Raw genomic sequence first — 13,616 nt, forward strand, 5'->3', positions numbered from 1 at the left:
TGCTGACCGTGAGGAAACTCGCGGGCCCCGACCCGACCACCGACCATGAAGCCCCGACCACGGTCACGATAGGGACACGAAGCCTGTGGTCGGAGGCGTGGCGGGCCCGACCACAGGCCCGACCACGGCTCAATGGCACACCGCCGACCGCCCACCCTTTCCGCCCCCGGCCCCGCGCGGCCAGCTGCCCGGCAGGCGGTCCGCCCCCTCCAGAACACGCGGTCCCCGGCGAAGCCAGCCCCAGGGCAGCACCCAACCCCGCGCACCAGAAGGCAGGAGGTACTGGGCGGCGTGCGCGGCCGCGGCCGCAAGCCGGGCTGCGCACAACCCCGACTGGTTGCGCAGCCCTGCTGCGCACCGCCCATTTCACGATGCGCAGTCGCTCTGCGCACTGCGTGCGCGGCTGCGAGCTTGGTGGCCGTGGTCGCCCCCACCACGGCAGTTGAGGCGAGTGTGTTGCCGGATCGTGATGGTTGGTCGGGGCCGGTGGCCGTTGGTCTGGTCGGGGTCGGCGAGTGGTCTGGAGTGCATGGAATCCAGGCACGCCCTCACGCCCGAGAGCACCGCCCGCCTGACGTCGGCGAGCCCAGCGTGTTGCCGTAACGAGCGGGCACGGCCGACGGGAGGACGACAGCGGTGAGGGGTCTCGGGGCGGGAATCCGCCGCGGGCTGATGGCGGCGGATCAGTTCACCCAGATCGCCAACGGCCTCTTCCGCGACAGCCGTCTGTCGTTCAAGGCGAAGGGGGTCTTCGGCTATGTCAGCACGCACCGAAACGGCTGGCAGGTCACGGTCGCCGGCCTCGTCCGTGTGGGCCCGGACGGACGGGAAGCGGTACGCACCGCTCTGCGGGAGCTGGAGGCGCACGGCTACCTGAGCCGTCGACGACTGCGCCGCCCCGACGGCACGCTCGGCGAGATCGTCTACTGCATCACCGATCGCCCAGCCGCGCCGGACTCCGCGTCGGTGGACGCCTCTTTTGCGACCGCGTCTCTGGAGGCCGGGTCTGCCGGCCGTTTCGAGGCGGGGATCCGGCGGGGAGTGATGGCGGCGGATCAGTTCACCCAGATCGCCAACGGCCTGCTCCGCCACAACAAGCTGTCGTTCAAGGCCAAGGGACTGTTCGGACTGCTCTCCACCCATCAGGACGGCTGGCGGATGACGGTTGCCGACATGGCGCGCCGCGGCCGCGACGGCGAGTCAGCCGTCAAGAGCGGGCTGAAGGAACTTCAGAACCATCGCTTCCTGGCCCGTGAACGCGAGCGCGACGAGCACGGAACCCTCCGCGCGGCCGCCTACTTCATCACCGACCTGCCCGCCCTGCAAAACATCAGGTCGCAGCCAAAGTCGGGTTCCCCACCAGCGGACAACCCTACGTTGGCTGACCGGCCCCAAAAGAACACCAACAGAAAGAACACCCACCAGCAGAACACCAGACCCCTCCCTCCCGGTGCCAGCGCCACGCGACCGCGTCGCGCAGCACCGCCGACCCGGCGGGCGGCACCGGCGGCCGCGGACGTAGCCGTGGACCTAGAACCGGGCGTCCGTTTGCTACTGGCTCTAGGCGCCCAATGCCCCGAACTGCTGCTGACCGGCAAGGCCCTCACTGAGCAGGGCCGGATCGTCACGGCGATGCTGGCTGCCGGCTGGAGCAATGAGCAGCTTCAGCAGGTCATAGCCGGCCGGCCTCTGCCGCGGCCCGTGCGCACCTCGGTGGGTGCGATCATCTCCGCCCGCCTTCGCGCTGCCCAGGCATACCCTCCGCCCGCCCTTGCTGCCAGCCACCACACCCCAGCAACGGATGACCAGCCACCACGATCAACCGCCACCGCCCGCACGGTGAGCGAGGCCCTCACCTACCGGGCGCTCGTCGAGTGCGCAGGCTGTGGCCTTCCCGCCACCGCCCCGGGCGAGGACCTGTGCCCGGCCTGTCTGGGCTGGCCCGCGTGCCGCACCTGCCCGGGCCCCACACCGCGCCGCGCCCGCCCCGACAGCGACGGCCGCTGCACCACATGCGCCACGACGTTGGACGACCACCCGGAAGGGAGCAGGCCGTGAACGATCTGCTCGACACCCCCTTGCTGCTCATTTACGAAGGCACCCCCTGGGGGCCGCGCGTCTGGACCGCGGTGACGGCAGCCACCCGATACGCCCCATTTGAACTGCGCCGCTCAGCCGAGATCGGCCACGCCGTGCTGCGGGAAGAGGTCTACGTCCTCCAGAACCACGACGCCCGCTCTGTCGCTGCCGACTTCATCGGAGGCGGACGGCTCAGCACCAACTCGCCGACCAGGTCGCACAAACCATGTACCGCGCTGCCCGTGACGAAGGTCCGCCGATTCGCAACCCAGCAGCGGGCCCAGGCAGCCCTCCTCGCCGCGCCCACCGGGCGTCCGTGCAACACAACCCAGCTCCATGCCCTACACACCATCGCGGAAGGGAACCGCCCTCATGTCCCAGCCTCAGCCGCAGTCTGAGTCCGCCTCGGCCGTCCGTACCCCGCGGGTCTACTTGTTGTTCGCGCACGAGCCGTACCACCCCGCCTCGGACACCCGGGAGATCAACACCACCGTGGTGGCCGCCGCCTCCCTGCTTCACCCTGCGGTACGCCAGCCCGACGGTGCCCGGATCCACAACCTCCTCACCCTGGGCCGCAGGCCGGGTGAGATCGTCCCCCTGTCCACCCTCACCCACGAACTGAACGGCGGCGCCCTGTGGCCGCAGGTCGGCGACTGGGAAGCCGTCACCGGTGAGCTCCTCCAGCTCGTACGGGGCGGCCAGTGCGACGGATTCAGCCTCGGCCTGCCGTTAGTCGCCCGTGCCCTGCTCTGCGCCGGCCCCGACAGCCAGGTGGTCCGTGCCCACGTGGGCGACGGCAGCCGTCTGACGACGTACGGGCCCGATGACCGCGGCACCGTGCTCGCCGAGATCGACAAGGTCCTCGCCCCCCTTGTGACCGAGCACGCACTGTGGCCCGGAGACGACCTGCTGCCCCCGCTCAGCCACCCCTCATGAGCCGATGGCTTGTGCAGCGTGCTCCGCTGCGCACAGCCACTGGCGAGAAGCGACGGATTCGCCGATCTGCCGGGCGGCAGCGGCGGCTCGGTCAACGGCTGTGTCAGAGGGACTGTAAGACGGGCTCGTCTGTAGTCGGGGCCCCAGCACCTGAGCTCGCAGTGGTCGCGCTGGACAGGGCAGGCAATTCCGGCTGTCCGCGACGGGCGCGGACAGCCGGAACGGGCATGTGGTTATGGATGTGCGAGCTGTTGGAAGAGGGGGCTGATCTGGTCTTGGTCCGCGATGAGCGGGAGTGTGTCGAAGTACAGTTCCCACTCGCCGCCGGGCCCGAAGCGGTCCACCATCCCGAACGGGATGTCGTTGCCTTTCGGGCCAGAGACCGTACCGTGCCATTCCACATATGTGGTGGTCCTGCCGAACGCGACCTGTCCGGCATTGAAGCGGACGTCGGCCGTGGCGAAGAACCGCTGGAGATACAAGGGACACGACCCGCGGCAGTAGCGTGTGCCCGTTGATGATCGAGGGGGCCGAGGCCTGGGCCCGCACCGCACCCGAAGTTGTGGCGCTTGGCTGACGCGAAGCGGCTCTGTCGCTCCCGGTCAGCCTCGCGGGCACGGACGCGTGACGTCCTATGTCCGCGCGGTTACGTTGCCCCGCCTCACCCCTGGCCGCCCGCCTACATGCCCGAGGCGCGCTGGGGATGTCGTGCACGTGGCAGACGCCCCTGACTCACCTGGTGCGCCAGCGGGGAACGTGTGGGCGGAAGACAGAGATCCAGTGGTCGGGCCCGTGCCGGCGGGCGAGCTGAGTTCATGGGCCACACGCCCGTCCGCCGAAGGCCATGGCCGCGATGCCCTCTGCCGCGCCGCCGAGGTGGGCAGGCACCTGGCGCCGGACACCGCCGGACTGCTCCAGCACACCCGCCCCGCCTTCTGCCTCCTCACCACGGCGGAGGGCCGTTGCGGCATCGAGCGGATCAGCCCCGTCCATGGCTGTCGAGCGGCACGGCACCCCTTGGCCCCGGGCCGGCTCTGCTCGCTCTGGTCGGGAACGTCGCCGGCGCGCGCCGTGCACCGGAGCGCACGCGCGGCGCCGTCGCGGGCGCGCATGGGTGAGGTGGCACTAACGGCCCGGAGACGGCTGCGAAATGCCAGGGAAACGAGCCGTCCCTAATTTCTGTCATCCGACAGGAATTTCGCAGGAACTCGCCTCCGCGACAGGGGAACCGCCATGACCGTGACCGCCGATCCCACACCACCTGCATCCCCCTCACCCGGCGACACGGGTGACGGCTCGCTCGCCGAGTTCGGCTACCGCCAGGAGCTGCGGCGCCGGATGGGCCGCTACGCGTCCTTCGCCGCCGGATTCTCCTTCATCTCCGTGCTGACCACGGTCTTCCAGTTCTTCGCCCTGGGCTACTCCTTCGGCGGGCCGCTGTTCTTCTGGACCTGGCCCGCCGTTCTCGTCGGCCAGTTGCTCGTCGCCGCCTGCTTCGCCGAACTCGCCGCCCGGCTGCCCATCGCGGGGGCGATCTACCAGTGGGCGAGCAGGCTCGGCAGCCCGGCCTTCGGCTGGTACGCGGGCTGGATCATGGTGGTCGGCCGGGTCGTGGTCGTAGCGGCCGCCGCACTCGCGCTGCAGGTCGTCCTGCCCGCCATCTGGTCCGGCTTCCAGATCGTCGGCGGCGACCCGGCACCGACCACGACCAGCGGCGCCGCCAACGCCGCCCTGCTGGGACTGGTCCTGCTCGCGCTCACCACACTCCTCAACGTCCTCGACAACCGGGCGCTGTCGGCCGTCAACACCATCGGAGTCACCGCCGAGATCATCGGCGTGGCCCTGATCGTCACCCTCCTCGCCACCCATGCGGAACGCGATCCCGGCATCACCCTGCACACCGGTGGCGAGGGCGGCCTGATCGCGGCACTGCTGGTGGGCTCATTCACCGCCGCGTACGTCCTCATCGGCTTCGAGAGCGCGAGCGAGATGAGCGAGGAGACCGTCAACCCCCGCCGCACCGCACCCCGCACGACACTCAGCGCGCTGACGACCTCCGGCCTGTGCGGCGGACTGCTGCTGCTCGGCGGACTGCTCGCCGCACCCAGCCTCACCGACGGGCGACTGGCGACCGAGGGCCTCAGCTATGTGCTGACCAGCACGCTCGGCGACGGCCTCGGCAAGGTGCTGCTCGCCGATGTGGCCCTGGCCATCTGTGCCGCGACCCTGGCGATCCAGACCTCGGCCACCCGCATGCTCTACTCCATGGCGCGGGACGGAGTCCTGCCGCAGTCGGCGCGGCTGGCGAAGGTGCCGCGACGGACCGGGATGCCCGGCACGGCCGCGGTGGTGGTCGGCGTCTGCGCCGGGCTGCTGCTTCTGCTCAACCTCGGCTCGCCGCAGGCGTTCCTGGCCATCGGCACCACGTGCATCGCGATGGTGTACCTGGCGTACGCGATGGTCACCGGCCCGATGCTGATCCGGCGGCTGAAGGGCCAGTGGCCGCCGGCGGACGGCGGCGACCGCGACGAGCTCGGCAGGCCGCTGTTCTCCCTCGGACGTTGGGGGCTGCCCGTCAACGTGCTCGCGGTCGGCTACGGGCTGTTCATGACCGTCAATCTCTCCTGGCCGCGTGGAGAGGTGTACGACCCGGAGGGTGGCCACTGGTACTTCCAGTGGTTCACCGTCCTGTTCGTGGGCATCACGGTCGCCACGGGTGCGGCATACCGCCGGTATCGCAGCCGCAGCCTCAGCCGTGCCGCATCCATGACAGAGGACCTTGGCGGCCGGGCTGCGTCCGAGCCCGACCTCGACGAGGCCGTACGAGGCTGAACGCCTCGGCGCCGGCCGACGCCGCGTCAGGCACCCGCCGCGAGGAGCTGCTGCCCCTCGCGGCGCAGCCGTCCCAGCGACCGCTGCGGTACGCCCGCGACCCGCAGCGCCGCGTCGGCCGTGGCGGCCGCAAGGGCCTGCGGATCGTGGCCGGGGCCGGCGCGCCGGATGAGGATCACGCTCTCGGTGAGGCCGAAGACGAGGTCCGTGCGCAGCGCCAGGTCCTCCGCGCCGAGCGCCGCCCCCGGTTCGGTGGCGGCCAGCAACTCGCCGTAGGCCGCCTTGAGTTCGACCCGGACCCGGTGGAAGACGGCGAAGCGCTCGGTCTGCACCTCGGGCAGGAGGTAGAGCGCCCCGAGGTTGTGTGGGCCGCTGCACAGCAGTGCCACGTCGGAGTGGCACAGCGCCCACAACCGTGCCTCGGGGGACGCCTGCGTACGGGAGACCAGTTCGTGCGCCACCTCCAGCGAGGGGCGGACGGTCCCCTCCATCAGGGCGGCGAGGATGGCTTCCTTGCCGTCGAAGTAGTGGTAGAGGGACGCCTGACGCAGGCCTGCCCGCTCGGCGACCGCGCGGGTCGTGGTCGCGGTGTAGCCATGGGTGGTGAACAGCTCGGCCGCGGCGGCCAGGACCTCTTCGCGCGGCTCCAGCCCGCTGGCGGGGCGCTCCTGGGCACGCGGACGGCCGACTCTTCTGCTGCTGCGGGTGTTCACGCTGTGATCCTCGCACAGGCCCGCGCGACTCCCTGGAGCGCACGTGTCCCGGTCCCGCGTGGTGAGAGTTTCCGGTAACTGGCCCGAAACGCACGGGCAATGGCCTCGAATCCCTCGCCCCCTAATTTCTGTCGCACGACAGAAATTAGGCCGAGTCGGAGGTTGAGCCGTGGCAGCAGCGTCACTGACAGCGTCGACGCAGGGCGCGCGCGACCATGCCCGCGCCCAGGAGGGCACGACGGTCGACACCATGCCCGTACTCCCCGCCGGCAGCTGGCCCGCGCCTCCCGATGGCGTCGTCGCCGAGAACATCGTGTGGGCCGAGACCGTGGCGGGCGGCAACTACACCCACCAGGTCCTGGCCCGCGGCACCGAACTGCGGCTGACCGACCTCACCGGCGACGCGTGCGCGCACCTGCTGCTGTTCAGCGCAGACCGTCCCTGGGAGCGGCTGAACACCGCCGACACCGTCAAGGTGCTCTGGAACGCCTACCTCGGCGAGGGGCACCTGCTCCTGTCCGACCAGGGCCGGATCCTCGCCTCCGTCATCGAGGACACCTCCGGCCGGCACGACTGCCTCACCGGCACCTCCACCCTCGCGCGCAACACCGAGCGCTACGGGGACGGAACCCCTCAGTCCCCCTCTCCGGCCGGGCGTGAGCTGTTCAAGCTCGCCGCCCTCAAGAACGGGCTCGCCCCGCGCGACCTCCCGCCGTCCCTCTCCTTCTTCCAGGGGGTCCGGATCGCCGAGGACGGCTCCACCGAATTCACCGGCTCCGCGGGCCCCGGCAAGACCGTCACGCTCCGCGCCGAGCAGGACATCACCGTCCTCATCGCCAACGTCCCGCACCCCTTGGACCCGCGCCCCGCCTACACCTGCACCCGGCTTGAGGTCCTCGCCCACCGGGCCCGGCCGACAGGCCCCGATGACCCGCTGTGGGACGCCACACCCGAGGGCCGCCGCGCCTTCCTGAACACTGCCGGCCACCTCACCGCCCGGGGGATCGCATGACCACCACCGCTGCCGGCCGGGTCGTCTCCGACGACACCGTCCCGGCCCGCGCCGCCTGGTCCGCCGTCGTCCGCACAGGCCAGCTGCTGACCATCACCGACCTGCACGGCAACCAGGCCGCCGACTTCCTCGTCTACGACGCGCACGACACCTCCGTGCGCTACAGCGCTCCCGACACCATCCACGCCCAGGGCAACATCTTCCTGACCACGGGCTCGGTACTGCTGTCCAACGAACACACGCCCCTGATGACCGTCGTCGAGGACACCTGCGGGCGGCACGACACCGTCGGCGGGGCCTGCTCCAAGGAATCCAACACCCTCCGCTACGGCCACCACACCTGGTCGCAGCACGCCTGCGTGGAGAACTTCCTCGCCGAGGGCAGCAAGCACGGACTCGGCAAGCGGGACCTGGTCTCCAACGTCAACTGGTTCATGAACGTACCGGTCGACAAGGACGGCACCCTCGGCATCGTCGACGGCATCTCCGCCCCGGGCCTGAAGGTCGTCCTGCGCGCCGACACCGACGTCCTCGCGCTGCTGTCCAACTGCCCGCAGATCAACAACCCCTGCAACGGCTTCGACCCCACCGCCGTGCGGATGACGATCACCGAGCCGGACGAGAGCGACGAGGGCTGACCACCATGACCTTCGACACCCTGCTGGTCGCCAACCGCGGCGAGATAGCCACCCGCATCATCCGCACCGCCCGCCGACTCGGCCTGCGCACCGTCGCGGTCTACTCCGACCCCGACCGCGGCGCCGCGCACGTCCGCCTCGCCGACGAAGCCGTACGACTCGGCCCCGCACCCGCCAAGGAGTCCTACCTCGACGCCGCATCGGTCCTGCAGGCCGCAAAGGACACCGGCGCCGGCGCCGTCCACCCCGGCTACGGATTCCTGTCCGAGGACGCCGGCTTCGCGCGCCGCTGCGCCGAGGCCGGCATCGTCTTCGTCGGCCCCACCCCCGAACAGCTGGAGCTGTTCGGCGCCAAGCACACCGCGCGCGCCGCCGCGCAGGCGGCGGGTGTGCCGCTGGCCCCCGGCACCGGGCTGCTGCCCGACGCGGCCGCCGCCCTCGCGGCGGCCGAGGCGATCGGCTACCCGGTCATGCTCAAGGCGACCGGCGGCGGCGGCGGCATCGGCATGCAGGCCTGCCACGGCCCTGCCGACCTCGCCGACGCCTGGGACCGGGTGCAGCGGGTGGCAGCCGCCTCCTTCTCCTCCACCGGCGTCTTCCTGGAGCGGCTGGTGGAGCGGGCCCGCCACGTCGAGGTGCAGGTCTTCGGCGACGGACACGGCAGGGTCGTCACCCTCGGCGACCGCGACTGCTCACTGCAGCGCCGCAACCAGAAAGTCCTGGAGGAGGCTCCCGCCCCCGGCCTTCCGGACCACATCCGCCGTCAACTCGCCACCAGCGCCCGCGACCTGTGTGCGGGGGTGGACTACCGCTCCGCCGGCACGGTCGAGTTCGTGTACGACGCCGTCCGCGAGGAGGCGTACTTCCTCGAGGTCAACACCCGCCTCCAGGTGGAGCACCCGGTCACCGAGGAGATCTACGGCATCGACCTCGTGGAGTGGATGCTCCGACTGGCGCAGGGCGACACCACGGTCGTCACCCAGCCCCCGGCGCCCACGGGCCACGCCGTCGAGGCGCGGGTGTACGCCGAGGACCCCTCCCGCGACCACCGCCCGAGCGCGGGCCTGCTGACCCGCGTCGCCTTCCCCGGGGACGTCCGCGTGGACACCTGGGTGGAGACCGGAACCGAGGTCACCACCTCCTACGACCCGATGCTCGCCAAAGTCATCGCGTACGGCGCCGACCGCGCGGAGGCCCTCGACCGCCTGGACGCGGCCCTCGCCGCGACCCGCGTCGACGGCATCGAGACCAACCTGGGCCTGGTACGCGCCGCGCTGCGGGACACCGACGTGCGCGCGGCGGCCCACTCCACCGCCTCGCTCGCCGCCATCGTCGACCCGACACCACGCATCGAGGTCGTCGCGCCGGGCACCTTGACCACTGTCCAGGACTGGCCCGGACGCACCGGCTACTGGCAGGTCGGCGTCCCCCCGTGCGGGCCGATGGACGACCTGTCCTTCCGGCTCGGCAACACCGCGCTCGGCAACGACGAGGGCGCGCCCGGCCTCGAATGCACGCTGCAGGGCCCCTCCTTGAAGTTCACCCACCCGACGACGGTCTGCGTCACAGGCGCTCCCGCGCGGGTGACGATCGACGGCACCTCCGTATCGCAGTGGGAGCCGGTCACCGTCGAGGCCGGACAGACCCTCGCCGTCGCGGCGCCCGAACAGCACGGCCTGCGCACCTACGTGCTGTTCGCGGGCGGTCTGGACGTACCGGAGTTCCTCGGCAGCGCGGCCACCTTCACCCTCGGCCGGTTCGGCGGGCACGGCGGCCGCGCCCTGCGCGCGGGCGACGTCCTGCACGGCGGCCAGCCCCGCACGCCGACCTCCACCGTTCCCCCTGACCAACGCCCCGTCTTCGGCGGCGAGTGGCGCCTCGGCGCGGTCGAAGGCCCGCACGCCGCCCCGGAGTTCTTCACCGAGGACGACATCCGCGACTTCTACGCCGCCGACTGGAAGGTCCACCACAACTCCGCGCGCACCGGCGTCCGCCTGGTCGGACCCAAGCCGCGCTGGGCGCGTACGGACGGCGGCGAGGCGGGCCTGCACCCGTCCAACATCCACGACACGCCGTACTCCGTCGGCGCCGTCGACTACACCGGCGACATGCCCGTCCTCCTCGGCCCCGACGGACCCTCCCTCGGCGGCTTCGTCTGCCCGGCGACCATCGCCACCGGACAGCGCTGGAAGCTCGGCCAGCTGCGGCCCGGCGACACCGTCCGCTTCGTCCCGGTGACCGCCGCGGCGGCCGCCGAGCTGCGGCGCCACCCGGCCGCAGCCCCGCCCGCCGACCGCGACGTGATCGTCGACGGCGGCATCCTCGCCCGCCTGGAGGCGACCGCATCCCGCCCGACGGTCACCTACCGGCGCAGCGGCGACGACAACCTCCTCGTCGAGTACGGGCCCATGCAGCTCGACCTCAGCCTGCGCATGCGCGTCCACGCGCTCGCCGAGGCACTGGCCACCCGCGACGTCGACGGCATCGTCGACCTCACCCCGGGCATCCGCTCCCTGCAGGTCCAGACGGACCCCGACGTGCTGCCGCAGGACGAGCTCCTCGACATCGTGCTGCGCGTGGAGGAGCAACTCCCGGCCACCGACGAACTGGTGGTGCCCAGCCGGATCGTGCACCTGCCTCTGTCCTGGGACGACCCCGCGACCCGCGAAGCCATCGCCCGCTACATGGCCGGCGTGCGCGACGACGCCCCCTGGTGCCCGTGGAACATCGAGTTCATCCGCCGCGTCAACGGCCTGGAGACGGCCGAGGAGGTCTACCGCACGGTCTTCAACGCCGAGTACCTGGTCATGGGGTTGGGCGATGTGTATCTGGGCGCGCCGGTCGCCACCCCGCTGGACCCGCGGCACCGGCTGGTCACCACCAAGTACAACCCGGCCCGCACCTGGACCGCGGAGAACTCGGTCGGCATCGGCGGCGCGTACCTGTGCATCTACGGCATGGAGGGCCCCGGCGGCTACCAGTTCGTCGGCCGCACCACCCAGGTGTGGTCCGGCTGGCAGCAGCGCGGCGCCTTCGAGCCGGGCAAACCCTGGCTGCTGCGCTTCTTCGACCGGATCAAGTGGTACCCGGTCGAGTCCGGCGAACTCCTGCAGCTGCGCGCGGACATCACCTCCGGCCGGTTCGTGCCGAAGACCGAGGAGGGCACCTTCTCGCTCGCCGACTACCAGCGGTTCCTCGCCGAGAACGCCGCATCCATCGCGGAGTTCCGGGCCCGGCAGGGCGCGGCGTTCGCCGCCGAGCGCGACGCCTGGGAAGCAGCTGGGGAGTTCGCCCGCGCCGACACGGCCACCGAGGTCGTCCCGACGCCCGCCGACATCAAGGTTCCCGAGGGCGGCCACCTGGTCGAGGCCGAGTTCACCGCCTCCGTCTGGCAGGTCAACGTCGAGGTCGGCGACCGTGTGTCGGCCGGCCAGCAACTGCTCGCACTGGAGGCGATGAAGATGGAGTCCCGGGTCCCGGCCCCCGCCGACGGCATCGTCACGGAGGTCCTGACCAAGCCGGGCAGCCAGGTCGAGGCGGGCACCGCCCTCGTCGTCCTCGCTCCCGCCCACACCACCCAGGCAGCCGCCTGATGCCGAAGTCACAGGAGAGGCGACTGAAGCCGTGCCCGGCGGGGCGCGCGATCGCACAGCAGGACGAGGACAGGCGCGCGGCCGGCCGAGCACAGGAAGGCAGAACCGGATGAGCGGCAGGTACCGCACGATCACCGCCGTGGAGCGGGTACGGGCCGCATACGCGCGCGTGGCGCAGGTGGACCGGCCCGAGGTGTGGATCAGCCTGCGCCCGCAGGCCGAGGCGGAGCGGGACGCCGCCGCTGTCGACGCCCAGGTCGCCGCCGGCCGGCGGCTGCCGCTGGCGGGGACGGTGTTCGCGGTCAAGGGCAACATCGACGTGGCCGGGCTGCCGACCACCGCCGGCTGCCCCTCGTACGCTTACCTGCCCAAGGCGGACGCCCCGGCCGTGGCCCGCCTGAGGACTGCGGGCGCCGTGGTCCTCGGCATCACCAACCTCGACCAGTTCGCAACCGGCCTGGTCGGTACGCGCAGCCCCCACGGCGCGGTCCGCAACGCCGTCGACCCGCACTACGTCTCGGGCGGCTCCTCGTCCGGCTCGGCGGTCTCGGTCGCGCTCGGCATCGCGGACTTCGCGCTCGGAACGGACACCGCGGGGTCGGGCCGGGTACCGGCGGCCTTCAACGGGATCGTGGGCCTCAAGCCGACCATCGGGCTGGTCCCGACCGAAGGCGTCGTCCCGGCCTGCGCGTCGCTCGACTGCGTGACGGTCTTCGCCCGCACCCTCCCGGAGGCCGAGCGGGCGCTGTCCTGCATGGCGTCGCCCTCAGAGCGGCAGCTCCCGGCGCCCGCACAGCGGCGGCCGGGCCCGTGGCGGATCGCCGTCCCTACACCCGCACAGCTCGGCGAGTTGGACAAGGGCTGGGCCGAGGCCTTCCGGACAGCCGCGGACGTGCTCGCCGACGCGGGCGCCGAACTCCTGCCCATCGACCTGAAACCCTTCACCGAAGCCGCGGCCATGCTCTACGAAGGCGCGTTCGTCGCCGAGCGTTACACCGCCGTCGGCACCTTCATCGACAGGCACGCGGACTCCGCGGACCTCGACCCGACCGTGGCCACGATCATCTCCCGCGCCCGGGACATCCCGGCCCACCGGCTCTACGCCGACCACGAGAGGCTGTCCTGCCTGCGCACCAAGGCGCTGGCTGCACTGGGCGACGCGGACGCGCTGCTCCTGCCGACGACACCGGGCCACCCGACCATCGCCGAGGTCACGGCCGACCCGTTGGGGGCCAATGCCCGGCTCGGCCGCTTCACCAACTCGACGAACCTGTTCGACCTGGCGGCAGTCGCCGTCCCGGCCGGCGAGGTGAACGGTCTGCCCTTCGGCGTCATGCTGATCGGCCCGGCGTCCACGGACGAGCGGCTCGCCCGCATCGCCAGGCTGCTCACCTCCCCGCCGCTGCGGCTCGCGGTGGTCGGCGCACATCTGTCCGGGCAGCCACTGAACGGACAACTGCTCGCCCTGGGCGGCCGACTGGTGTGCACCACCACGACCGCGGACACCTACCGGCTGTACGCGCTGAACACGGTGCCTCCCAAACCGGGCCTGGTCCGGGCCCGTGAAGGCGGTGCCGCGATCGAGACCGAGGTGTGGCAACTGCCCGCCGAGGGCCTCGGCGGGCTCCTCGGGTCGCTGCCCCGCCCGATGGCACTGGGAACCGTGGAACTCGCGGACGGAAGCCTCGTACCAGGCTTCCTCTGCGAGCCCGAAGCCCTCGACGGCGCCCGCGAGATCACCGCATTCGGCGGCTGGCGCGCGGCACTCTCGGCCCTGGCAAGCCTTCCGTGACGCGCGGGTGTACTTCGTGTG

9 protein-coding genes are annotated in these 13,616 nt (G+C 71.8%); 8 read left to right on the plus strand and 1 reads right to left on the minus strand.

What is annotated here, in order from left to right; all coding sequences use genetic code 11:
• The first annotated feature begins 636 nt into the window (after window positions 1-636).
• From ACWDRW_RS35100 to ACWDRW_RS35115, 4 genes are all read left to right on the plus strand, one after another.
• Window positions 637-2,058 (plus strand): hypothetical protein, encoded by a 1,422-nt coding sequence (locus ACWDRW_RS35100; protein ID WP_451730895.1) that lies wholly within the window; start codon window positions 637-639, stop codon window positions 2,056-2,058.
• The gene (locus tag ACWDRW_RS35105) at window positions 2,055-2,477 is read left to right on the plus strand and encodes a hypothetical protein (protein WP_451730898.1); all 423 of its coding nucleotides are present in this window, start codon (window positions 2,055-2,057) and stop codon (window positions 2,475-2,477) included. Before ACWDRW_RS35100 ends, ACWDRW_RS35105 begins: the two co-directional genes overlap by 4 nt.
• A complete protein-coding gene (locus tag ACWDRW_RS35110; RefSeq protein ID WP_451730900.1) occupies window positions 2,452-3,015 on the plus strand; it encodes a hypothetical protein in 564 nt (187 codons plus the stop codon). The genes ACWDRW_RS35105 and ACWDRW_RS35110 overlap by 26 nt, the downstream gene beginning before the upstream one ends.
• Window positions 3,016-4,248: 1,233 nt before the next feature.
• Window positions 4,249-5,847, plus strand: coding sequence for an amino acid permease (locus ACWDRW_RS35115; protein ID WP_451730902.1), 1,599 nt, complete (start codon window positions 4,249-4,251; stop codon window positions 5,845-5,847).
• 26 nt (window positions 5,848-5,873) lie between these two features.
• Here the strand turns inward: ACWDRW_RS35115 and ACWDRW_RS35120 are convergent, their stop codons facing one another.
• A complete protein-coding gene (locus ACWDRW_RS35120) occupies window positions 5,874-6,560 on the minus strand; it encodes a TetR/AcrR family transcriptional regulator (RefSeq protein WP_451730905.1) in 687 nt (228 codons plus the stop codon).
• Window positions 6,561-6,729: 169 nt separating this feature from the next.
• On the opposite strand from ACWDRW_RS35120, the gene ACWDRW_RS35125 reads away from it, so the two are divergent.
• From ACWDRW_RS35125 to atzF, 4 genes are all read left to right on the plus strand, one after another.
• Window positions 6,730-7,572: an urea amidolyase associated protein UAAP1 gene (locus ACWDRW_RS35125; protein WP_451730908.1), complete on the plus strand. Its 843-nt coding sequence runs from the start codon at window positions 6,730-6,732 to the stop codon at window positions 7,570-7,572.
• The gene (locus tag ACWDRW_RS35130) at window positions 7,569-8,210 is read left to right on the plus strand and encodes an urea amidolyase associated protein UAAP2 (RefSeq protein ID WP_451730911.1); all 642 of its coding nucleotides are present in this window, start codon (window positions 7,569-7,571) and stop codon (window positions 8,208-8,210) included. Before ACWDRW_RS35125 ends, ACWDRW_RS35130 begins: the two co-directional genes overlap by 4 nt.
• Window positions 8,211-8,215: 5 nt before the next feature.
• Window positions 8,216-11,803 (plus strand): urea carboxylase, encoded by a 3,588-nt coding sequence (gene uca, locus ACWDRW_RS35135; RefSeq protein WP_451730912.1) that lies wholly within the window; start codon window positions 8,216-8,218, stop codon window positions 11,801-11,803.
• A 109-nt stretch (window positions 11,804-11,912) separates the two neighbouring features.
• A complete protein-coding gene (gene atzF, locus ACWDRW_RS35140) occupies window positions 11,913-13,595 on the plus strand; it encodes an allophanate hydrolase (RefSeq protein WP_451730915.1) in 1,683 nt (560 codons plus the stop codon).
• Window positions 13,596-13,616: the final 21 nt, after the last annotated feature.

It is taken from the genome of Streptomyces sp. NPDC003635 (assembly GCF_053587635.1).

Excerpts from the sequence above, each read along its gene's own strand:
- ACWDRW_RS35110 (WP_451730900.1), top strand. The coding sequence starts at position 2,452 with ATGTCCCAGCCTCAGCCGCAGTCTGAGTCCGCCTCGGCCGTCCGTACC.
- ACWDRW_RS35115 (WP_451730902.1), top strand. The coding sequence starts at position 4,249 with ATGACCGTGACCGCCGATCCCACACCACCTGCATCCCCCTCACCCGGC.
- ACWDRW_RS35130 (WP_451730911.1), top strand. The coding sequence starts at position 7,569 with ATGACCACCACCGCTGCCGGCCGGGTCGTCTCCGACGACACCGTCCCG.
- uca (WP_451730912.1), top strand. The coding sequence starts at position 8,216 with ATGACCTTCGACACCCTGCTGGTCGCCAACCGCGGCGAGATAGCCACC.
- atzF (WP_451730915.1), top strand. The coding sequence starts at position 11,913 with ATGAGCGGCAGGTACCGCACGATCACCGCCGTGGAGCGGGTACGGGCC.